Origin of the sequence: Amphritea atlantica (assembly GCA_024397875.1) — a bacterium.
Taxonomy (GTDB): Bacteria; Pseudomonadota; Gammaproteobacteria; order Pseudomonadales; family Balneatricaceae; genus Amphritea; species Amphritea atlantica_B.
Genome location: CP073344.1, coordinates 595,036 through 617,928, shown reverse-complemented (window position 1 = coordinate 617,928; position 22,893 = coordinate 595,036). Strand labels below are relative to the sequence as shown.

Sequence of the window (22,893 nt, the reverse complement as noted above, 5' to 3'; positions counted from 1 at the left end):
AGTGCCATCAGGTGCACAAGTTCCATCGACACATTATCCCGACAGCTGTAATGTCACTTTTACTGCTGTGCACGCCGGTCTTCGCGATGAACCTGAGTTCAGAGCCGATCAGCCCAGTCCCCACCGACAACCGATTCAATCCGGATAAAGTCAGTCTCGGCAGAACACTGTTTCATGATCCGCGGCTCTCCTCTGATAACAGCATCAGCTGTGCCAGCTGCCACAACCTGAAACAGGGCGGAGCTGATGATGCCAAGGTATCCGTGGGTGTCAGGGGTGAACCGGGCACTGCAAATACGCCAACAGTCTTCAACAGCAGCCTTAACTTTGTTCAGTTCTGGAACGGGCGCGCAGCCGATCTGACTGAACAGGTTAACGGGCCGGTTCACAATCCGGTCGAAATGGACGCCAACTGGCCGTTAATCGTGAGTCGTTTAAGTCAGGACCCGGCGATGGGACAACGCTTTGAAGCGCTCTACCCTGATGGCGTGAATGAGGCTAATATCCGCGATGCCATCACCGAGTTTGAACGCTCCTTGTTAACACTGAATGCGCCGTTTGACCGATGGCTCAGAGGTGAAGAATCGGCCCTGAGTGATGAACAGAAAACTGGCTACCGCCTGTTTAAATCCTATGGCTGCATCAGCTGTCATCAGGGCACCAACGTGGGTGGTAATATGTATGCCCCTTTCGGGGCGGTAAAAGATATCGCAGACTATTTCAGTGAGCGGGGCACCTCACTGACCGAGACCGATCTGGGTCGGTACAGCGCAACCAATGATACCGCAGACCGATACCTGTTTAAGGTTCCCAGTCTTCGCCTGGCATCACTGACTTCCCCCTACTTCCACGATGGTTCTGTGAAAGAACTGGAAAGCGCCATAAAAATCATGGGGCGCTTCCAGTTAGGCCGCGAGATTCCTGCTGAACATATCACAGCGATCAGCAGCTTTATCGAATCCCTGCAAGGCAATCATCCGGAGCTGAACCGATGACCTGGTTCAAAACCCGGCTCTATCTCACATCGGCTGTGGCAATCATGCTGCTGGCTTTCCTGTTTTATCTACTGCATGACAACAAGTCTCAGTCTGGCCAGCAACGCTCTGAAGCTCTGTTACAGCTTCAGGTGCTGGATAACGCCCTTGATCTGGAAGTGCTGCTGATCAGTTCGATGCAGCAACAAAATTATGATGAGATCGTACGACTGACCAGACAACTGAAACGGCAGGAGACCGATCCGGATACTGCCAGTCTTTTTGTCGAGCTTCCGGCACAACTGACTGAGAAACTCAGACAATATCGCCATACGCTTGATCAACGGGCGCAGCTGGCTGAGCGGATTAAAACCGTGGCGGCTACTGTCCGTAACGGTTTGAACTATATGCCAATGCTGCTCAGGCGGATTGAAGAGAACCCTGGCGCCAGTATTGCCAGAGCCAAAGAGATCGTTAATCTGTTTTATCAGTACCATATATTCAGAAGCGATCTGGATGCCCTGGCGATTAAAAACCAGCTGAATAGTTTGGTTGAAAACGGCTCTGAAAGTATCACCGATCTGAAATTTCATATACAGGCAAACCTTATTGCACAAACCCAGCTGACCCAACTACTGGCTGAATATAAGCAGGTCCCTAATAAAACGGCGTTTAACCAGCTCTATAGCAGCTATCTGAGTTACCGTAATAAGGTTGCCCAACAGACTGAGTTTTTCAATTCGATGCTAATCGGACTGACCACAGCGCTGATACTGCTACTGACCTTTCTATATCTGCGACTTACCCGGTCACATCAACAGACCGAACAGGCCCGCATTCGCCTGAAAGATGGTGTCGATAACATCAAAGAAGCGTTCGCCCTGTTCGATGCCGGCAACCGCCTGATTCTGAGCAATCGAAACTTTTCCAGCTATTACCCCTGGATTGCACACCTTCTGAAGCCCGGCATCCACAAGGATGAAATACAGACGGCCATTGACGCTAAATGCAACTATCAGCAAGACGTTGATTCTGACCTGCGGATTGTACAGAAAATAGACAATGGCAACTACTACCTGTGCAGTAACAGCCCGACCAATGAAGGCGGCGAGGTCTGGGTAAGGGTCGACATTACCGAGACCCGGCTGAGGGAGCAGGAGTTAAGAAAACTTTCCCGGGCCCTGGAGCAAAACCCAGCGGCTGTTGTTATTACCGATATCAACGGCATGATTGAATACATTAACCCTAAAGCCGAACAGGTGAGCGGCTACACCCTGGATGAAGTGACCGGCAAGAGCCCCAGCATATTCAGCTCAGGCGATATATCCCCGATCAACTATCAGGATATGTGGCAACAGATGCTGGATGGCAAAGCCTGGCAGGGAACCTTTCTGAACCGACGCAAAAACGGCACGCTTTATTGGGAATCGGCAACCATCTCAGCGGTCCGGGACCCCAGTGGCGAAATCACCCACTTTGTCGCCGTGAAAGAGGACATTACTGAACGCCGCTCAACCGAAGAGCAGCTGAGGATGAATGCGGCAGTGTTTGAAACCACCAACGAAGGGATCATTATCACCACACCGGATGCCCGGATTATCTCTGTTAATCCCGCGTTCACCGAAATCACCGGCTATACAGCAGCAGAGGTGATCGGCAAAACGCCCCAGATGTTCCAGTCAGGCAAGCAGAAAGACTCCTTTTATCAGGAGATGTGGCAAACACTGGAACAAGAAGGCAGTTGGTCAGGCGAGGTGTGGAATAAACGCCGCGATGCTTCGGTCTATCCTCAGTGGCTATCGATCGCCGCTGTCAGAAACAGCGATGGCACGCTGGAACAGTATGTTGCCGTATTTTCTGATATGACTCAGCGCAAAGACGCCGAAGAGAAGATTCGCCAGCAAGCAAACTTTGATGCCCTCACCGACCTGCCAAACCGGACGATGCTGAAACGGGAACTGGCACGGATCCAACAACACTGCGATCAGACCGGCAGCAATTGTGCCCTGCTGTTTATCGACCTTGACCGTTTCAAAGCGGTTAACGATACCCTGGGGCACTCGGTTGGTGATGAGATGCTGCAACAGGTTAGCATCCGGCTCGCGTCAGTGATCCGCGATACCGACCTGCTGACCCGCTTCGGTGGCGATGAGTTCGTTATCGTACTGCAGAATATTGCTGAGCCGGATGATGCATCACTGACAGCACAACGGGTGATAGAGATCCTGAGTCCGCCATTCCAACTGGCGGGACGAACGCTCTATATCGGCGCCAGTGTGGGTATCTCCTGCTACCCCAGCGATGCTGGCAACGGTGATTCAATGCTGCGTAATGCGGATATGGCGATGTACCTTGCGAAAGACAGAGGCCGCAATCAATACCAGTTTTACAATGCCGAGATGCGCGAGCATGTTAAGAACCGGACCGATATGGAACAGGCATTGCGACAGGCGCTTGAACGGGATGAGTTTGAACTCTACTACCAGCCCATCTGCAACCTTGAGACTCACAGAGTGGTCTCGGTTGAGGCGTTGATTCGCTGGCATCAGCCGGGCAACGGGATTATCGGACCGGGAGCGTTTATCCCTCTGGCTGAGGAAACCGGCCTTATTCAGCCGATCGGCCTGTGGGTTTTACAACGCAGCTGCGAGCAACTTCAGCAATGGCAGGAACAGGGGATCGATGACCTCTGTTTATCAGTCAACGTCTCCAGCAACCAGCGGCAACTGGGATTCAGTGCACAGATGGCTGAAAAAATTATTAACGACGCTGGCGCTGATCCCCGAAAACTGGTGTTTGAGATAACCGAAAGCATGTTTCTCGATAGCTCTGATGAAGCGGTAACCTGGCTTAAGCAGTTTAAAGAGCTCGGTGCCAGCCTGGCGATTGATGATTTCGGCACTGGTTATTCATCGCTCAGTTACCTGAAGCAGTTCCCTATCGATAAGCTGAAGATAGACCGTGCCTTTGTTCGGGATCTGCCTGACAATAAAGAAGATGCCTCCCTTGTCAATGCGATTATCGCGATGTCACACAGTCTCAATCTGGAGCTAATTACTGAAGGGGTTGAGACTCAGGAACAACTTCAATATCTGCATCAGGCAGGCTGTGCCAATATTCAGGGTTTTCTGCTCAGTAAACCGGTAACCGCAGAACAGCTTCCGGCGGTGATCCGACAGATAGAGTTTTCTTTATCTTCACAGGCCTCCGCTGACTACGAAATCTGATTCAAAATGTAAAAACCGCCCATCGGCGGTTTTTATTTTAAAGGCGGCAACAGAGCTTAAGTGTCACGCCATTATGTCGATGTTCTGCCCCAGAGAAGACGAGGGATCGACTGCCGTCATCGCCGCACTTTCCAGCAGTTCTAAAGCCATTGCACCCTGCAGTTCAAGATTGTCTTTTGCCTTACCGGCAACCGCTGTAGCAACCTCGTGTTGCAACAGAGACTGTTGATATGCTGAAGCTGATGCTGCTGATATTTCCATAGTGGTCCCCCTCAAACATACCCGCTGTATCGGCGGTTATTGAAAAACTTTAATCTCAGATAACGGGCGCCTACTAAACGGCCATTGAGAAAACTCTCCTTACTATCTCCAAAGGGCTAAAGCAGATGACGTAATAACCCATTATTATCGCTTACTAACCTCAGATAAGGCACCACAACGCGATGTACTGCTCTAATGATACCGGACACTTGACTGAAAAACGCTCGGGCATTCATCAGCCACAATTTGCGGCACGCCTGCAATAAACAAAATGCCCAAAATAGACTTAATGACGACAAACTTCCCGTCCAGTTAACGATTATCTAAGTTGGTCTGATCTCTAATAAAAACACTATAAAGTGAGGCTCAGAGACTCAATGATCAACTGGCTCCGTCGTTTCCAGGTCACCACCAGAATTATGGGCTTAGTCATATGCCTTATCCTTGTGATGGCAGCAGAGCTCGCCTTTCTACTGGAAGAGATGCAACAACTCAAACAGGGAAGCAGACAACAGCAGCAATCGATCAGCGAGCAGAGTCAGAGGCTTGGAAAACAGAGCGAGCAAATAGACCTGCAGGCCGACACGATGCAACTGCAACAGCAGGCGCAGCATATACAAAAAACCTTCTCAGATATGATCTTTTGGTATTTTGACGGTACTGTCGCCCAATACTACGAATCGCTCAATAAAGCCGAAGCGGCTGCGGATAAGCTAAAAAGTCAGCTGGTTGCATTGAGCAGCGACGCAGAAGCCCAAAATATTGTTCGGAACATACTGACGGATCTGACCAGCTATCGGGCATTAATGACTAACGCCTGGGCCTATTCTCAGCAGGGAAAGGACAACCTTGCAAGCTTAGAGGTGACCGATGCCAACGTGCTTGCCAATACCATAAATGAGCAATTACTGGCGCTGACCAACCTGTTCCAGAACCGCCTTAAAGCGGTGAACTCCAACGTACTGAATTCACTGGAACAAACCCTTGAAACCAGCGCCATGGTTGCCAGCATCAGCAAAGCATCGGATGAAAAGATCGCCTCCACTCAATCGAGCACCCTGTTAATGTTGCTCGCCTCGGTACCCGTTGCATTTATCATTGCACTGCTTATCATCCGCTCGATTACCCGCCCTCTGAAACTGCTGCAGCAACAACTTATCTCTATCGAAGAGAATAGTGACTTAACACGCACACTCTCTGTCGATGGCCGGGATGAGATTCAGGAAATGTCGGTTGCTATACAGAAGCTTCTGGCAAAACTGCGCACAACCCTGGATGACGTCGGCGCGATGAGCACAGAATTACAACAAACCGCCGAAGACGGTTATCAGATCAGCGTCAGGACGCATGAACAGAGTATCCAGCAGCAGCAACAAAGCGAAGGCATCGCCGCCTCAGCCACTGAGCTTGAAGCCAGTGCCGAGGATATATCCAGAACGACAGGCCAGAGTCTGCAGCTGGTCAATGATGTCTCGGCAGCGGCCGAAGCCAGTCAGAAGGATGTCCAGAATACCTCGACAACCATTCAGCAATTAGCACAACAATTTGATACCGTTGATACCACCGTCATTGAACTGCTGGAACATAGCGCCGCCATCAGTGGCGTGCTGGACGTGATTCGTGGAATTGCCGGAAAAACAAACCTGCTGGCACTCAACGCAGCCATAGAAGCCGCCCGTGCGGGCGAACAAGGCAGAGGGTTTGCGGTGGTCGCCGATGAGGTCCGAACCCTGGCTCAGCATACCAACAACTCCACCAACGAAATTCAGAATATGGTTGAAGCCTTACAGAAGAGCTCCACTGTGGTCATGAGCTCTCTGGAGCAAAACCGTACTCAGGTTGACGCCGGTGTGCAACTGTCAAAACAGGCAGAGAACTCCCTTATAACGATCCTGGATAAACTCACAGCCCTCTCAGAGATGAATCAGAGCATCGCCATCATTACCCACGAACAACAACGAGCCGCACTCGGCGTCGATGAAAACGTTCAGACCGTGCACCAACTGGCGAGTAACGTAGAAAGCCATGCGGCTGACTCCCGCCAGATCAATCAAACCCTCAATACGATGGCCGAAACGCTCCGGCAACAATTAACAGAGTTTCAACACTGACCGACACTAACCACCCTGTAACCCGTTATGAAATATCACGCTGACGGGTCAGTCGGTTAGACCTTGTATATCAACACGCTCTATTTTAACAACCTCCGCAGTTCGGCACGCTTTGTCATCAGGCGATTGATAAACAGGCACGGTTTGACACTGGCATAACGCCGTAAAGTGGTGCATTATCAATCAGATAGGAAATATGGCCAGTGACAAAGCGTGCCATAAAAAACACAGCAAACCGTGCTGGCGTGTTTTCAGGGGATGAAAAACGACGTGCTTCATAATTACTCTTTCATTTTAAATAGATACAACGATCCCCTCCGCAATATTGCGGTGTCAAAACGCGCACGCACACAATTAAAATGTTAAGCCTCAATCGTACACACCTAAAGGAGTGGGAATGAAAAAGTTAGTGAAAATATTACTAGGGTTAGTAGGGGTTTTTGTTTTAGCTATTGTAGCTGTTTTCTATTTTACATCGGACATGGTTGCATCGGCAGATGAGTTCTTCACGGCCATAAAAAATAAAGATATGAACAAGGCATATACATATCTATCCGAAGACTTTCAGGCAAATACAAGTCAATCTGATTTAGAGGCTTATCTCCAAAAGAATCTCATTCACAAATTTAAGGAGGCGAGCTGGGAGTCTCGCTCCATAAATGGTGGTCGCGGTAGTCTTATTGGCTCTATAACTACTGAATCTGGCGGTGTAGTCCCGATTACATTGAGCTTCGTCAAAGGTAAAAATGGGTGGAAAATATATTCACTTCAAAAACCATCTTCTGGGATTCAGGAAGAGTCTTCACCTGTAGAAATGCCATCCGAACAAGAACAGGTTCAGCTCGTATCAAGATCTATGCGAGTATTTGCCGCCTCAGTTAATGAAAAAAGTATGGCAAAGTTCCATTCCTATGTTTCGAATTTATGGCAGCAAGAGTTTACCGTTGAAAAGTTTGATGAGGCATTTGGAGCTTTTTACAATGTGGGGGTTGACCTAACAGTTTTGGATAATTACAGCCCACAATTCAAGACCAAGCCCAGTATTGATGAAAATGGCGTTTTAGTTATTACTGGCCATTATCCAACCGAACCAAGTCAGGTGTATTTTGAGCAAAAATACGTATACGAGGGTCTAGGCTGGAAATTGGTGGGCTTTAGTACAAACATAAAATAAGACTTAATCGGGTAGCCGAGGGTCTCTAACCCTCAGCCCCCACAACACCCTGCATGCGGGTCCGCACAGGGCGTTTCATTTGCCATAGTGAAGCTTGATCCATCCATCACGTAACTCATACAACCCCTGAGATTTTAAATAGGCATTGGATAATGCCTGATTTATCCCCGGTGTTTTTGAACTGCGCCATGGGCCTTTGCTGGTAATGCCACACGCAACTGCTGCCTGAACTCGAACGCCCAGCCTCATCAGGTTTCTGACTTTGGTGCGTGGTTTTCGCCACTGTCGCCAGTAAGCCATTCTGACTCTGCGCCGTATCCAGTGATCCAGGTCGACACAGAGTTGATAGCAATTGGCGATGCCAAAGTAATTGATCCAGCCGCGTATAAATTGACTGGTCTTGAAGAGTTGGTATCGCATCGATACACCCCAGTTACGGTTCGTTAATCGTCGAACCTGCTGCTTGAACTTGTGCAGCGTTTTCGCATGCCATTGAATGCGACCTTTCTGGAACGTAAATCCCAGAAACTTGCTATCACTGGTTTTAACGACGTGGCTCTTGGTCGAGTTAACGACCAGCTTTAAACGGTTTTGCAGGTATTGGCTGATACTGCGCAATACGCGTTCACCCGCTCGCTGACTCTTTACCAGAATGGTAAAGTCATCGGCGTAACGAGCAAACTTGTGACCGCGTTTCTCCAATTCTTTGTCTAGCGGGTCGAGCATGATATTCGCCAGTAGTGGCGATAAGGGGCCACCCTGTGGAACACCTTCTCGGCTTTCCCTAAACAACTGGTTATCGATAACCCCAGCTCGAAGGTAGAGCTTGATCAACTTGAGCAAACGCTTGTCCCTGATCTTACGACCCAGGAGCGTCATCAACAGGTCATGATTCACCCGGTCAAAGAACTTAGAGAGATCAACATCCACCGCGATGCGGTGTCCCTCCTTGATGATGCCTTGTACCTGTTTAACCGCTTGTTGCCCATTTCGGCCCGGACGGAAACCATAGCTATGGTTTGAGAACTCCGGGTCGAAAATGGGCGTGAGGACTTGGGCGATGGCTTGCTGGATCACACGGTCTGTGATGGTTGGGATACCCAGTTGGCGTTTACCGCCATCCGGTTTATCTATCTCAACCCGTCTGACCGGTGAGGGGCGATAGCGTCCTGTTTCCAGTTCATTTACCACCCGTTTCCATTCGCCTGATTTCGCCCATGCGGGGAATTCATCAATGGTCATCCCATCCACTCCCGCAGCCCCCTTATTGGCTCGAACTCGCTTCCATGCAGCCTGCAGATTATCTCTTTGCAGTACCTGTTCGAATAGATCATGGCTAAAGGCTGGCTTCTTGACACGACGCTGAGTTACGTCACTGCCGGTCGGCATTCGTGTGTTCAAGTGTGACAAGGCTCCTCCTTTATACAAATGTTCAGGCCTTCACCCTATCCCAGCCATTACGCTGGGCGTTTGGCTACTACGCCGTCTGCTGACTTCTGCTTAATCACTCAGCAGGTTACCCTGCCAAGCGCTATCGATTTTCATCATTTTGCTCAAGCAGGGTGATGGGGCCTGCTTGCCGAGCCTGTTGAAACCAGTGGCTGAGAACTGGTAATTTATCGATCGCCGGTTAAGCAGATCTCCCCAGATAAGAGCATGAACTTTCGCTGCACTGCTGCATCATTTACGGTGGCCGTTAGATCACATGGCTTCGTCATCTTGTGCTGACTCGCCTCCAGCCTACGCCTCATATGATGTTTTTGTTCATCAGCACGCAGTTTTGCTAGCGGCTTCCTCCAGACCGAACCTCGCGGTTAAGCCCTTGCCATTCGCTAGTAGTTAACATCTAATAACGATTATAAATCGCTATGGATGGTGACCTTCCTACAGAGGACTTTCACCTCATTAGTTCATGCCCATGCTGGGCGTACACAAGCGCCTGCAATCTGACCTCCGACCACTGTCACCTTTTGTGCAAAACCCCGCACAAAAGGTGACAGTAGCCTCCGGCAGTTGAGGCAGGCGTTACACGTCATAAAGGAGAGTCAGCAGTGAAGCTGGATAATGTTGTCCCATGGGGGCGGTCGTTCGAGGAATATTGCTCCATCTTCGCCCTGTCGGAAGATGACTTACAAAAGCGTCTACTTGGTTGTGGTGATGGACCGGCATGCTTCAATGCGCAACTGACTCAACGTGGCGGCAATGTGATCTCTGTTGATCCTGTCTACCAATTCTCAAGCGAGCAGATCAGATCGCGTATCGAAGAGGTATATCCTCAGATCATGAGTCAGATGGAGCAAAATGCAGACAGCTATATCTGGGAAAGCATCAAAGACGTTGCGGAGTTGGGTAAGGTACGCATGGCGGCGATGCAGCGGTTTCTGTCTGACTACGATTCAGGATTGGAAGCAGGCCGGTATATCAGTGCTTCGCTTCCAAACCTCCCGTTTCAAGACCAACAGTTCGAGTTGGCGCTGTGCTCTCACTTCCTGTTCCTGTACAGCGAACATTTCGATTTAGAGCAGCATATACAGGGCATGAAAGAGCTCTGTCGAGCTGCAGCAGAGGTCCGGGTATACCCTTTGCTGTCGCTGGACAGCAAGCCGTCAAAACACCTCTCGGCGGTCATCGAAGCACTGGAAGCTGCCGGGATTCGGACATCGCTTCAGACTGTTGATTACCGGTTTCAAAGAGGGGCTACCGATATGTTGATAGCACATGCCGTGTAACAAATTGCTCAAGTACACTCCTGCTTTCCGATGGAGAGACGCCAATGCCAAAGGTTGTGATTAAAGGCTTCATTATTGTTCAAAGTATGGACCTGGAAACGGTTAAACGAGAGCTGCCCCTTCATTGTGAACTCACCCGCAAGGAGCCTGGATGTTTGCTGTTCGAAGTCACTCCCCATGAAAGTAACCAGAATCGTTTCGACGTATACGAAGAGTTTTCGAGTAAAGCGGCGTTCGAAGCGCATCAGGTTAGAGTCAAAAGCTCGCGCTGGGGCCGGATAACAGCGAATGTTGAAAGGCACTACCAAATCGTTGAGTAAACGTATAACCAGACCAGACAGCGTCTGCGAGAAAGGAATTCCAACAGTGAGAGATGAGCTGAGAGATAATATTCGTGAAGTCTGCGAGCAAAAAATACAACAGAAAGGCGAAAATGTGGGCCTTTCATTTTACGCATTCTTTAAGAATAAAAATGATCACCCAGAGCTTCTGATGGAAGCGGCAAGGTGGTGGATTGAAACCCACCAACTCGATCATTTTGAAAAGGCGGTAAAGATAAAAAGCATGGTCGAATCCGGTGTTTAGAGTTTCAGCCCTACACCTCACCCGCCAAAGCGGCATCATCCTTCAAACGTTAGCCCCGATAGGAAATTATGATATTTAGGTTCATCACTAAGGATCAGGTTCATAGGGGGTGATTCACAGATCTGACCACCTCCCTGTTCTCTGTGCCCTCTGTGGCGAAAACTGAGGTCAGGTTAAACTCTTTACTCGCAAGCATTATCAACAACGCTGCTCGGCGAACAGATTTCTGTTACTCCCATTTCCTCAACGAGCATTCCTGCGTATTTCACTGTTCAGTGCGGCCCCCAGGCGATTAAAGTAACGCTGGAACGCTGCATTAATACGCTCTCGCTGCGCTCCTCGCGGATACAGGCCCTGCTCGGCTTCGGCAGACGCTTTTGTCCCTGAGACCAAAAAATTATTCGAAATAGCCGCATCCTGAATAAAGGCTTCAAATGCCCGGGCGCAAAGTTCTTCAGCCTGGCTGTAGTAAACCTGATTCATGGCCCTGTCGACCTGAGCGGATACCTCAAACAGCTCACTGGGGGACTCACCATCCTCATCTAACATAATGTTTTTGAAACAGGCGTACAGGTCATCATTCAAGGGATGAACCACCGGCGTCGCGTCTGACAACCAGGCTTTTGAAGCAAACATTCCAGTCGGGGCATCAGCAAATGCAGTGCCTCCGAGGTAGTGATCAAGGGCATGAAACCACTCATGCGCAATACTGCCTGGCCCTGCATTTTTAGCCAGTGAGAAGCAGCGCGTCGACGGTTGATAGTGAGCCGCGACACCGGGACGCCCGCCTATCCCATATTGCAAAGACAAGTTTCCGCGCAGGGATATCAACGGCTCCGGACAGTTTAAGATGGTCATCAGATCCACCAGTGCATCATAAAACAGTCCTGCGGCGCGAACCTGTTCAGGCTGCGTCACCCAGCGCCCAATGCCGATCGATCTGAAATCAAAGCGTTTCCTGACGTCGACGAAGCTAACGGAATGCCCCTGTCGGACAACGGGTCCATGGCGATAAAATTCACGCGATAAAGTCATAACGGTAGAAATATCATAAAACCACTTTTGAGGACTTCTCTTAACGACACACGGAGGTTCCGATGCGCTACCTCAATCCCCTCTGTGTTCTCTTTAGTAAACAAAGCCGTTCACCACTTAACCACAAAGCTCATCGAGATATCAGGCCCTTCTGCCTGTCCCAGTCCCGATAGTTAAACACCTGCCCTTCCGCCCGCACATGCGCTATCGATTCCAGGTCCAGTTCGGCATAGACCCATTCCGGTCGCTCGGGTGAACCTTCCACCAGAATGCCGTTATCAGGAAAACCGTAATCCACCGGAGTATAGATACTGGCCCGACCGGTATTGATATCGACCGCTTCCGACCAGTCCGCCTGACCGAAGGTGGGTGATTGCAGCACGAAACACTGGTTCTCCAGCGCCCGGGCCTGACAGCCAATACGCACCCGGTGAAACCCGGCTTCAGTATCGGTGCAGCTGGGCACCAGTATCAGGTTCGCCCCGGCGGCAACCTGCTGACGGGCGATCATGGGAAACTCCGAGTCGTAGCAGATATTGATCCCCAGTTTACCGATATCGGAGTCGATCACTTGGATTTCGCTGCCCGCCGCCACCCGCCACTGCTCATTTTCAAAGCGGGTCATGATCAGCTTATCCTGATAACCGATTAAACCGTCAGGCCCGTAAAGGTGTGCGCGGTTACGAAATGATCCATCCGGCTGTTGCAGCGGATAGCTACTCGCCAGAATCATCAGATCAAACTGCTGTGCCAGCTCCAGATGCAGCGCCTGCCATTGAGGATAGAGTGACTGCATCGCGTCCAGTTGACCATGAAGATCTGTATAGACGGTTTCACCCAGCAATGAGGGCAGCTCCATGCTGCCATATTCAGGAAAAAGGATTAACTTAGCCCGGTTATCGGCGGCGGCTTTAACCCACCGGGTTAACTTGTCTGCAAAGTCGGACCAGTGGGAGAAAAAGCTAATATCGTATTGTGATACTGCCACTCTGACCTTATTCATCTATCGCATCCAGATTCGCTTTACGCCCGGCTGTTGATTGCAGCCGTATTGCACGTTGTCATTTTAACGGTTTGATCCAGAAGGTCATCGGCTTAGGCGACTCATGCGCTTCACCCAACTCTTTCCAACTGAAAGTGGTGTTCAGTTCCGGGTGTTTACGGTAACCCCGTTTACGCCAGAAACGGTCTAAGGGAACATAGTCAGCGGGTCGGGACGGATGATTATCGGGACGCTGCACGCCACAAAAACAGGAATAGGCAAAACCACCAATCTCCCGGGCATGGGCTTCACGCTGGTCAAAGAATTCGACACCCGCCCCCTGCCCCCGGTACGCGGAAAGCAGCACCGATTCGCCACAATAAAATACGCTGTCGATATCAAAACCGGCATCGATAAAGGGCTGCTTAACATCGGCGGTTTCATGTTCCAGCGGGATACCGGTTGAAGCACCGACCACGCTGTCACCGTCAAAGGCTAATACAATGACACTGTCGGGCGCCTGAATATAGGTCTGCAGGTAGCGCTCTTCATAGGCCAGGTCACCATCGTAGAGATAGGGCCAGTCACGAAACACCCGGATTCGCAGTTGCGCCAGCTCCGGAAGATAGCCTGCTAACGCTGCGCCTGAGAGACGCTTAAAAGTCAGCATCACGGATCAGCCTGACACCTGGGCGATCCAGTCTTCCAGATTGTAGTAGTTGGTCACCCGTGCCACCTGGCCATCGCGAATCGTAAAAAACGCGCCGGCTGGCAGGTTGTATTTCTGTCCCACTGCTTCGGGTAAGCCTTCATCGGTCGACAGGTATTCACCTAACACGGTGAACTCAACCGCAGCACGATCACCCGTCTGGTTGGTGGTAATGGAGATATTAACAATCTCTTCCCGGTAATGAGCATTCATGCGATCCATGAATTGAGAAAAGGCCTGTTTACCCACTTCCCGGCCACTCTGGTTGATATCATGAATGACATCATCGGTGAGCAAGGCTAAAAACGCATCCATGTCCTGACGGTTAAAGGCTGCGTAGTAGTCGGTTAATAACTGAACGGTTTCCTGATTCATAAAGTCCTGCCAGCACACACTGTTAACGTTGAGCGGTTAATAAAAACCCATGCGAATCATTTTATTACACAAAGGTCCGAATTCAATTACTTATAGCGCCATAGTCTGTACCGTTTCAGACAGGCGGAAGATTATGCGGCGGTGCTGCGCTGGCTACTGATCACCGGTTTTCGGTGAGCAGCTTAGTGATAAAAATAGTCCGTTAACCCGCCAAACCGGGTAGCCAGAAAATGAACGAATCCAACCACACTCTCATATCTGTCACAATACTGTCAGATAATAGCTATTTTTAGCTTATCCACTCTGAATATGATGAACGTCTTAACTATCTTTAAACAATTTTTCCTGCTCGGCTGGATCAGCTTTGGCGGGCCCGCCGCCCATATCGGCTATTTCCGCACAACATTTGTCGATAAGCTCAACTGGCTGAGTGACAAAGACTACGCTCAACTGGTTGCCCTGAGTCAGTTTCTGCCTGGCCCCGGATCGAGTCAGGTAGGCTTTGCCCTGGGCTATCAACGGGGTGGACTGGCTGGCGCGATCGCCGCATTTTGCGGCTTTACCCTGCCCTCTGTCCTGTTGATGCTGGCACTGGCAATACTCAGCAACTCAGTGACCGACAGCACCCTGTTTCAGGGTGTTATCCATGGTCTTAAGCTGCTGGCGGTTGTGGTCGTCGCCGATGCCACGCTGAGCATGGCCGGTAACTTTTGCAGAACAAAACTTACCTCTGCAATCGCAGTTGCAACCGCCGCTGTACTGCTGTTTATGCCCGGACTATGGAGCCAGACCGGGGTACTGATTCTGGCGGCTATCTCAGGCTTTATCTGGTTAAAATCCAGAACAGTCAATTTAGACGCTGAAGATGTGCCAGAAAAAACATCTGTAAACGCAGCTCATATTCCACTGATCTTATTTGTCGTGTTGTTGTTCGGCCTGCCTTTACTGGCACACTTGAGCCTTGCGGTTAAAATCTTCTCTGACTTTTATCAGGCCGGCAGTCTGGTGTTCGGTGGAGGTCATGTGGTGCTGCCATTGCTGCAGAATATCGTTGGTGACCAGCTCGGTAACGATAGCTTTATCACCGGCTATGCCGCCGCTCAGGCGGTGCCCGGGCCGATGTTTACCCTGGCCACTTACCTCGGTTATCAGCTATTGCCGGAGACCCCCATCATTGGCGCACTGATCGCCACTGCCGGCGTCTTTCTGCCCGGTTTTCTGCTACTGCTGGGGGTGTTGAAGAACTGGCATTTACTGGCGGAAAACCCCAGCCTCAGTGGTGCAATAAACGGCGTGAACGCGGCAGTCGTCGGGCTGCTGTTAAGTGCCCTGTATCAGCCAGTGTTTATCTCCGCCGTCCACAGCGCAACCGATTTTGCCCTGGTGATCAGCGGATTTTTTCTGCTGAGGATATTGAAACTGCCGATTATGGGACTGGTTGGTCTGGCGATTATTGGAGGCGTGCTTGAGAGCGCTTTTTGACGGTGCTCTTGAGTCAGTTCTTGGATGAGTTCTTGGATGAGTTCTTGGATGAGTTCTTGAGGCTCTTAAGAGAGCTCTTGTAGACAGTCATTAACGTTTAATTTTAAAACAGAGCTCCACACGGATTACACACAAGCAACGCTGATTGAAATTCCTGGCTTACGGATACGCAGACACTTTTACGTCTAAGCCTGTCCCGGTATCAGCCAGGCACAAAAAAGCCCCCTTCATTTCTGAAGGAGGCTTTTTTAAAAGCAGCTGAGATTACTCAGCTTTTTTAGCAGGTGCTTTAGCAACTGGCGCTGCAGCTTCTGTACCTTCAGTCAGGATAGCCTGAACTTCAGCAAAGTAAGCCTTAGTGCTTTCTGTAGCTGCCAGCGCTTCGGCCTGCAGTGCTTCAATCTTAGCCTTAGCTTCTTCAGACTTATAAGTCACAAAAGAAGTGAAGGCTTCAACGTCTTTGATTGAAGAGAAAGCTGCGAAATCAGCTTGTGCCTGAGCAATTTGCTGTTCGATAGCAGCTTTCTGAGCTTCGAATGCCTTAGTAAAGGTTGCAGTGTTCAGTTCGATCAGCTTCTGAACAGGAGCGCCAAAAGCAGAGAAGTCAGCAGCAGGAATATTCTGGAACATGATGTGTACCCATATAGAAATTTAGTAGATGGAGTGATGGTATAGCGCCTTATGTTGCAGTGCAACAATTATCTTTGTGTTTGCCAATAATATTTTCTTAAACATCTAAATTGAAAGAAGATGTCTCAACCAGTAATTTTTTGTGCGGATGCTAAATACACTGTAATTACAGGTTCTTAACTGTGGTTACCGCATTATTTTACTCCGGAAGGAGTACGAATACGGGAGTATAAACAAGACAGATATTTTTTTAGCTACAACCTCTTGCAAACATAAGAGGGCCGGTTTACCGGAGATAGATCACAATAAAATCTTTCAGCTCTCAATCACCCCACTATTCGCCTTGTTCTCTGAGTTCTCTGTGCTTTCAATCGGCACCTGCTGCGGCGTGAATCGAAAAAACAGATCATCTCTCTACCCGCGTGTTTGATGACTATAATTTTCTGTACAGGAGGCCTTTCCAGAGCCTTCTGTCAAGTGAGGCATCTGAAGTGACCAAATATAAACCCAGATGGGAGTCAGATCATGAGTCTTACAAATATTGTTCAAAGAGGATGGGATGCACTCGGCGCCGGTGATTTTGATGGTTTGGTAACCGATTATATTGAAGAAATGATATTTATTATGCCCGGCCAAACCGATGTCCTTAAGGGGCGAAGAGCGTTTCGAGAGGCGCTGAATAGTCTTGGGACAATTCTCCCACCAGGATTCGAGATCACCGGACTGCGCAATATAGAGGGGGATAATGAAGTCGTCTCGATCGTAGAATGGAAATCATCGAAGATTACAGCTTCACAGCTCTCTGTACTTTTCAGGTTTGACGGTGACAAGATTTACGAGGAGCACTGGTTCATCGATACAGAGCAATGGAAAAGCGCTTTTTGAGCGCTGCTTTTCCATTATGAACAGGATGATATTTGGGGGGAGTGTAATCACGCTTAGAAGACAAAAGGAGCACTGTTCACCCCCAAATCTCTTCCTCTGTGTCCTCTGTGGTAAACCGCACCTCAAGCCTATATCCGACTAATCTTTGCTGCAAGATTCTCGCAGGAGAACATCAGCCAGCGATCATCAGAATAGTTTCAGCCATCAGGATTGCCCACAGAGTCAGACCTTACCTTGCCTTCCGTTTCCTGTTATCCCGCCTGATAGCGGTGCAGCCATAACCGACAGACTCCGCTGCGGCACCAGCGCGACGGCCCAATATCAATCTGCCGGGAACAGGCTGCAGCACTGCTAAAGCAGGCTGGATATCGTTAACCCTTAAAACAGATCGATCTGCGGGGCATACAGGGCTTCAAAACTATCATCCAGAAACATCAGAATGCTGTCCGCCACCGGGGTCAGCTGGCGATCAAGGTAGTGCTGATAGTCGATGGGAGAACGGGCAAACAGCAGTGGCTCCGGGCCATTGACCGTGATCAGATACTCAATATACATACCGGCTGTGAAAGGCCGGTTCTTGCCCTCTTTGGCAAACTGGTCCTGCGCTTTCTGCGCCGCCTGCACATGGGGTGGGCGGTTTTTACTGTACTCATCCAGCGGCCGTCGCAGCCGCTTACGGTACACCAGTTCGCTGTCCAGCTCGCCGGTTTTCAACTGGCTGACAATCTGTTTGAGATAACCGGCATAGGGGGTATCGCTGAAAATCAACCGATAAAGCTCCCGCTGTACCCGCCGCGCCAGCGGCGTCCAGTCGGAACGAACCGACTCCAGCCCTTTAAAAATAAGCTCCTCGGTTCCATCAGAAAAATGGCGGATACCAGCATAGCGTTTCTTGGTACCTTTCTCCGAGTGGCGCATGGTGGGCATCAGGAAGCGACGGTAGTGGGTTTCATACTCCAGCTCCAGATGACAGGTCAGGCCGAAATGCTGCTGCACCTCATCCTGCCACCAGCGGTTCAGAAACTGTTCCAGCCTGCGGCCTTCCTGTGGTGCCTGATCCACCGGGAAATCATCCCCCAGCCAGACAAACACCGAATCGGTATCTCCGTAGATCACCTGATAACCAAACTGTTCCTCAATCTTCGCTTTGGTGCGGGTGAGAATCTCATGGCCCCGCAGGGTAATGGAGCCGGACAATCGCTGATCAAAAAAGCGACAGACATCGGATCCCAGCACCCCGTAGAAGCTGTTCATAATGATCTTAATCGCCTGGGACAGCGGCGCATTTTTCTCCGCTTTTGCCCGGTCCCTCGCCTGCCACAGACGTTCGATAATATCCGGCAGAATCGCCTCTTTGCGGGAGAAGATCGCGTGGTTAAAGCCCGGCACCAGATCCCCGGGATCACACTCGGTCCCGGTTCCTTCAGCCAGGGCATAGGGGTCCACCATAAAGGTGCGGATAATACTTGGGTACAGGCTCTTAAAATCGAGCACCAGCACCTGATGGTAGAGACCCGGACGGGAATCCATCACATAGCCGCCCGGGGCACCCATCTGCGACTCTCCGGAGGCATACACCGGGGCCACATAACCTTTGCGATGCAGGCGTGGCAGATACAGGTTATCAAAAGACGCCGCCGATCCCCCGACCTTATCCAGTGGCAGACCGGTGAGACGGCTGCGTTCAACCAGATAGTGCAGCAGCTGAGCATGTTCAAAGATATCCCATACCAGCTTGCAGTCTTCCAGATTGTATTCTGCCAGCCGCCGGGGGTCTTCCCGGTAGACCTGCTGAATCTCCTCACCCCGGTTAAGACCTTCATCCATCTGCTGTCCCAGCAGCTTGCCGCGATCCAGCATCTGATTGGAGACATACTCCAGCGAGAAGCTTTCGAAATGCCAGGTGGCACCTTTCAGGGTATCGATACCATCCAGAACCACGCGTCCGGCGATACGACAGAACCATTTGCCGCTGGCCGATTCAATCACCTGAATACGACTGCCGTCACGGCCAAGGTTCAGTTGCACCTGCAGCCGTCTGGCCCGTTCCTGCAGCACCCGAAAATCGAAACCGACCACATTCCAACCAATAAAGATATCCGGGTCACAGCGCTGTACTTCCCGGACAAACGCCTGCAGCAGTGCCCGTTCATCGTTAACATATTCAAGCCAGGGTTCATTCTGCCCTTCACCGACAATCAGCACCTTACGCAGCTGATCGGAATAGAGACCGATAGAGAAGATCCTGTCTGCGCGCATGGTGGTTTCGATATCCACCGATAGCATGGTCAGCCGGGGTTCTATATCCGCCGGCTGCAGCTTTACCGTCGGCCCGCTGACACGTACCCGGGCGCTGTCCTGAATAAAGCGTTCCATCAGAAACCGGTCAACCGGGCGAATATCCTCTTCGATCATCGGAATCGCATAGGTTTGCAGCAGATCGGTCAGTTGGCGGTAGGTTGTCAGCGAGTTACTATACAGACCACAGACAGGGCGTTGCTGGAGATCTTTCAGTGGCAGTGACTGGAGTCGCCAGCCAGGCGTGGATGCAGAGGTCTGTTTAAGCTGCGAGCTCAACAGCGACTCAATCCGGTCTACATCCTCCTCAAGCACAAAGAACACCCCCTCCTGAGCCGCAACCGTCACCGGCAGCGCATCATTCCCGGCTTTCAGCCAGAACTGGAAGCTGATCCCCTCCGGAGTATCAAGCTGCTGCCGGGTCAGAATAAAGCCGCTGATATCAGCCGCTTCAGCCGTGAGATCCTGCGGTCCCCGCACCCTTTCAGCCAAACGGACTGATCACTTCCAGTCCGGGAAAACGCCGTTTAACCTCAGCCTCGGCATCGGCGGTAAACAGCAGTTTCAGGTTGGGACCGGCATCCATGGTAAAGTAGACTTCGACCCCTTCAGCACGGGCCTGCCAGATAGCCTGCATAGCGGCAACCGAATCTGGCTGCCAATACAACAGTGGCGGCCAGGAGGCGATCATCGTGGCATGCATCGACAGGGCATTCTGTTCGGAGGTTTCCCCCAGACGGGTAAAATCCTGTTCCGCAATCGCCTGATGCAACCGTTCAAGATCAGCGGCCGCCTGGAGTGGCCAGCTCTGATACAGGTGCGCGGTTTCCACGGTACGGTTCATCCCGGAACGGGAATCGACCGCTTTTTCACCAGTACTGACTTTCACCAGTCCGATCCGCAGTTCCGTCCAACGGCTATCTAACGGCAGCGCAAAGCTATCCATACCGTCTTCGCGAATCCCCATTTGCCACTCGACGAAACCTTCATAGAGGGAGCGACTGGCACTGCCGCTGCCCATGCGGGCAAAGGCTGACAGCACCTGAGGTTCCAGATTAAGGCCATAAAACCGGTCTACCGCCAGCATCAGCGCGGCAAAGCCGGACGCAGATGACGCCAGTCCCGCAGCCGTGGGAATATTGTTTTCGGTTTCCACTTTAACCCGGTGATCCGCATCACGACGAAACAGGTCGATAAAGGCGATCACCTTACGGGCGAATTTATCGCCAGTGGCCAGGCGCGCACCGTTCAGCCAGACCTGATCCTGATCGCTGACCGAGATACGGGTCTTTGTACCCAGGTGGGCCAGAGAGATCGATAAGCTGCTGTTAACCGGCAGGTTCAGCTCAGCATCACGCTTACCCCAATATTTGCACAGCGCGATATTACTCGGCGCAAACACAGTGTCAGTGCTATCTGCCACCGGCGTAACACTGGCTGGCAGATAGTGTGCGATCACGCACTCTTTGGTCAACGCCTGCTGCGTCACAGAATCAGATATACTCAACGGTTACACCCTCCGCAGATACAGTTACGGGAATCTGTTCATAGGCCAGTTGCAGATTAGCGGGACACCCCAGTGCAAGGACGCAATCTCCCAGACCCGATCCGGATATCTTCGCCCCCAGCACCTCAGGCTCACTGCGCAGGGTGTAGATAATCTCGGCCAGCTGGCGGTCATTCACACCCAGCGCATCCATCAGCCCCTGATAGATGTTCATCAGCCGGCCAAACTGCGACCAGTCGGCACTGTCAACCGCCTGTTCAGCCTGCTCAGTGGTTTGCCCCATCAGACGATACAAGCCGTCATAAAGCTCTGGGGAGTGAGCGGCAAAACCTTCCACCCGCTTCAACACATCCGGCGTCTTCATCTTATAACCGACATAATAAAGACTGATGGCAGGTATGCCCTGCAACCTTTTAATCCGGGGCGCCACATCAGCGCTGCCGACGGTATAGCCCACAACCCCGCCAAACACTGCAGCGACCAGATCGGTACCGGATCCCCGGCCATCCTGAACCTGGTGAACTACCGCCAGCGCTTCAGTAAACAGGGCCTGTGAATCATCACAATCGTTACCGATAAATGCCTGCAGTGCGGTTACGACCGCTGCGGTGACTGCTGCAGAAGATCCAAGCCCAACTGTATGGGAAAATTCTGAACGTATCTGCAGATCAAAACCAGTCGACAGCTGAGCAGATTGTCGCTCGATAGCCGAGAGTACAAAGCTGAGTTCAGGCTCTGGCCTGAGTGCATCCAGGTTCGAACGGTATTGGGCGAGTGCCGAGTCGATAGTAACAATCCGGTCTGCTCGGGGAGACAGCTCAACAGTAATACGCTTATCCACCGCACAGGCCAGCGCCCGCTGACCAAACAGCACAGCGTGCTCACCCATCAGCATCAGACTGCCGGGTGCAGTCACCTTAATCCTCAAGTCGGGCTCCCTCGCTATCCTCTTCAATAACCATAAAACTGTAGCCGCCTTGCTGGCACAGTGCTGCCAGATCAACTCCCGGGGCAAAACAGATCAAAGCACCGGCAGAATCCCCGGATACTGCACCGGCACCACTCACTTTAGCGGCCCCCCCCTGCTTTTCCAGCGCAGCGATAAACTGCTGTACCGGCTCAGGTACGACACCAATGGTAGTCAGTAAACGGTGGTTTTCCCGAATCAGTTGCCGCGGGTCATCCCCCTTAACAATAGCAGCGCTCAGCGCCCGGGTCACTGTGGTGAAATCCTGCCAGATAGACGATTCACTAAAACGTTTACGGACAAAATCGACACACTCACCGGTACCGGCTTCGGGGGCACCGGTGTGAATATAATACCAACCTGCTGCCAACTTCACCGTCAACTGCCTAACCTGACCCGTTTCCACCTCAACCAGTCCGCCATAGCTCACGGTGGCGGCATCGATCAGTCCACCCCGGCCATGACAGAGGCGCTCACAATAGCGCACCCGCTGAAACAGTTCAGGCGTATCCAGTGGCTGAGAATAAAGTGACTGACCCAGGGTGGTGACGGCGGCGCTGAGGGCTGCGGAAGATCCCATACCGGAACCTAACGGCAACTGAGAATGGATCTCCAGTTGTAAACCGGTTTTCGGATCGACGTCTGTCAAACACTGGCTAAGAGCATAAAGCGCCAACTGATGGGGCGCTTCGAGAATCTCACCTGCCCCCAGCAGCCCCTGCTCATATTGGCTATAGCGGAGATTCAGACGTTCAGTCAGTTGCCTCAGTTCAGACCAGCTCAGCTGTGTCTGCCAACCCGCATCGGGCAACCGCAGACTCAGTCCATCAATTGGGGAGAATAGAGTGTGACAGTGGATATAGCGGTTAACCGCCAGTGCGATAGCCGGTGCCCCGTAAACTGCCGAGTGTTCTCCACTGAGAATCAGTTTACCGGGGGCGCAGGCCTTCATGGGAAAGGTT

The 22,893-nt window shown here is 51.2% G+C and carries 20 protein-coding genes; 9 read left to right on the top strand and 11 right to left on the bottom strand.

Annotation, left to right across the window (positions count from 1 at the left end; translation table 11 throughout):
- Window positions 1-50: 50 nt before the first annotated feature.
- Window positions 51-995 (top strand): cytochrome B6, encoded by a 945-nt coding sequence (locus KDX31_02740; protein UTW03964.1) that lies wholly within the window; start codon window positions 51-53, stop codon window positions 993-995.
- A complete protein-coding gene (locus KDX31_02735) occupies window positions 992-4,201 on the top strand; it encodes an EAL domain-containing protein (GenBank protein ID UTW03963.1) in 3,210 nt (1,069 codons plus the stop codon). The genes KDX31_02740 and KDX31_02735 overlap by 4 nt, the downstream gene beginning before the upstream one ends.
- Before the next feature lie 63 nt (window positions 4,202-4,264).
- Here the strand turns inward: KDX31_02735 and KDX31_02730 are convergent, their stop codons facing one another.
- On the bottom strand, window positions 4,265-4,462 hold the full coding sequence (locus tag KDX31_02730) for a putative motility protein (protein ID UTW03962.1): 198 nt from the start codon (window positions 4,460-4,462) through the stop codon (window positions 4,265-4,267).
- Window positions 4,463-4,839: 377 nt separating this feature from the next.
- Between KDX31_02730 and KDX31_02725 the strand changes: the two genes are divergently transcribed.
- Together KDX31_02725 and KDX31_02720 are read left to right on the top strand one after the other, a co-directional pair.
- On the top strand, window positions 4,840-6,573 hold the full coding sequence (locus tag KDX31_02725; GenBank protein UTW03961.1) for a methyl-accepting chemotaxis protein: 1,734 nt from the start codon (window positions 4,840-4,842) through the stop codon (window positions 6,571-6,573).
- A gap of 397 nt (window positions 6,574-6,970) precedes the next feature.
- The gene (locus KDX31_02720; GenBank protein UTW03960.1) at window positions 6,971-7,747 is read left to right on the top strand and encodes a hypothetical protein; all 777 of its coding nucleotides are present in this window, start codon (window positions 6,971-6,973) and stop codon (window positions 7,745-7,747) included.
- A gap of 75 nt (window positions 7,748-7,822) precedes the next feature.
- Here the strand turns inward: KDX31_02720 and ltrA are convergent, their stop codons facing one another.
- Window positions 7,823-9,136 carry a group II intron reverse transcriptase/maturase gene (ltrA, locus tag KDX31_02715; protein UTW05275.1) on the bottom strand — a complete coding sequence of 438 codons (1,314 nt, stop codon included), beginning with the start codon at window positions 9,134-9,136 and terminating at the stop codon, window positions 7,823-7,825.
- A gap of 716 nt (window positions 9,137-9,852) precedes the next feature.
- Between ltrA and KDX31_02710 the strand changes: the two genes are divergently transcribed.
- The 3 genes from KDX31_02710 to KDX31_02700 are packed head-to-tail and all read left to right on the top strand — an operon-like array spanning window position 9,853 to window position 11,061.
- Window positions 9,853-10,476 (top strand): SAM-dependent methyltransferase, encoded by a 624-nt coding sequence (locus tag KDX31_02710; GenBank protein ID UTW05274.1) that lies wholly within the window; start codon window positions 9,853-9,855, stop codon window positions 10,474-10,476.
- 44 nt (window positions 10,477-10,520) lie between these two features.
- The gene (locus KDX31_02705) at window positions 10,521-10,796 is read left to right on the top strand and encodes an antibiotic biosynthesis monooxygenase (protein UTW03959.1); all 276 of its coding nucleotides are present in this window, start codon (window positions 10,521-10,523) and stop codon (window positions 10,794-10,796) included.
- A gap of 46 nt (window positions 10,797-10,842) precedes the next feature.
- Entirely contained in the window at window positions 10,843-11,061 is a 219-nt protein-coding gene (locus tag KDX31_02700) for a hypothetical protein (protein ID UTW03958.1), read from the top strand.
- A 243-nt stretch (window positions 11,062-11,304) separates the two neighbouring features.
- Here the strand turns inward: KDX31_02700 and KDX31_02695 are convergent, their stop codons facing one another.
- The 4 genes from KDX31_02695 to KDX31_02680 form a co-directional block, all read right to left on the bottom strand.
- Entirely contained in the window at window positions 11,305-12,096 is a 792-nt protein-coding gene (locus KDX31_02695) for a hypothetical protein (GenBank protein UTW03957.1), read from the bottom strand.
- 130 nt (window positions 12,097-12,226) lie between these two features.
- Window positions 12,227-13,099: a carbon-nitrogen hydrolase family protein gene (locus KDX31_02690; protein UTW03956.1), complete on the bottom strand. Its 873-nt coding sequence runs from the start codon at window positions 13,097-13,099 to the stop codon at window positions 12,227-12,229.
- 58 nt (window positions 13,100-13,157) lie between these two features.
- Window positions 13,158-13,748, bottom strand: a complete 591-nt coding sequence (locus tag KDX31_02685; protein ID UTW03955.1) for a GNAT family N-acetyltransferase — start codon at window positions 13,746-13,748, stop codon at window positions 13,158-13,160.
- Between the two features lie 6 nt (window positions 13,749-13,754).
- On the bottom strand, window positions 13,755-14,162 hold the full coding sequence (locus tag KDX31_02680; GenBank protein UTW03954.1) for a nuclear transport factor 2 family protein: 408 nt from the start codon (window positions 14,160-14,162) through the stop codon (window positions 13,755-13,757).
- 309 nt (window positions 14,163-14,471) lie between these two features.
- On the opposite strand from KDX31_02680, the gene chrA reads away from it, so the two are divergent.
- Complete coding sequence (gene chrA / locus KDX31_02675; protein UTW03953.1) at window positions 14,472-15,644, top strand: chromate efflux transporter; 1,173 nt, start codon at window positions 14,472-14,474, stop codon at window positions 15,642-15,644.
- A gap of 264 nt (window positions 15,645-15,908) precedes the next feature.
- On the opposite strand, the gene KDX31_02670 is transcribed toward chrA, so the two are convergent.
- The gene (locus KDX31_02670) at window positions 15,909-16,274 is read right to left on the bottom strand and encodes a hypothetical protein (GenBank protein ID UTW03952.1); all 366 of its coding nucleotides are present in this window, start codon (window positions 16,272-16,274) and stop codon (window positions 15,909-15,911) included.
- Window positions 16,275-16,799: 525 nt separating this feature from the next.
- On the opposite strand from KDX31_02670, the gene KDX31_02665 reads away from it, so the two are divergent.
- Entirely contained in the window at window positions 16,800-17,159 is a 360-nt protein-coding gene (locus KDX31_02665; GenBank protein UTW03951.1) for a nuclear transport factor 2 family protein, read from the top strand.
- Between the two features lie 378 nt (window positions 17,160-17,537).
- Here the strand turns inward: KDX31_02665 and KDX31_02660 are convergent, their stop codons facing one another.
- Genes KDX31_02660 through KDX31_02645 form a run of 4 tightly spaced genes read right to left on the bottom strand, consistent with a single transcriptional unit; the run spans window position 17,538 to window position 22,883 of the window.
- On the bottom strand, window positions 17,538-19,937 hold the full coding sequence (locus KDX31_02660; GenBank protein UTW05273.1) for a DNA polymerase II: 2,400 nt from the start codon (window positions 19,935-19,937) through the stop codon (window positions 17,538-17,540).
- Window positions 19,938-19,941: 4 nt separating this feature from the next.
- Window positions 19,942-20,964: a diphosphomevalonate decarboxylase gene (mvaD, locus tag KDX31_02655; GenBank protein ID UTW03950.1), complete on the bottom strand. Its 1,023-nt coding sequence runs from the start codon at window positions 20,962-20,964 to the stop codon at window positions 19,942-19,944.
- Complete coding sequence (locus KDX31_02650; protein UTW05272.1) at window positions 20,951-21,859, bottom strand: GHMP kinase; 909 nt, start codon at window positions 21,857-21,859, stop codon at window positions 20,951-20,953. Before KDX31_02650 ends, mvaD begins: the two co-directional genes overlap by 14 nt.
- Before the next feature lie 22 nt (window positions 21,860-21,881).
- Complete coding sequence (locus KDX31_02645) at window positions 21,882-22,883, bottom strand: mevalonate kinase (protein UTW03949.1); 1,002 nt, start codon at window positions 22,881-22,883, stop codon at window positions 21,882-21,884.
- Between the last annotated feature and the right edge of the window lie 10 nt (window positions 22,884-22,893).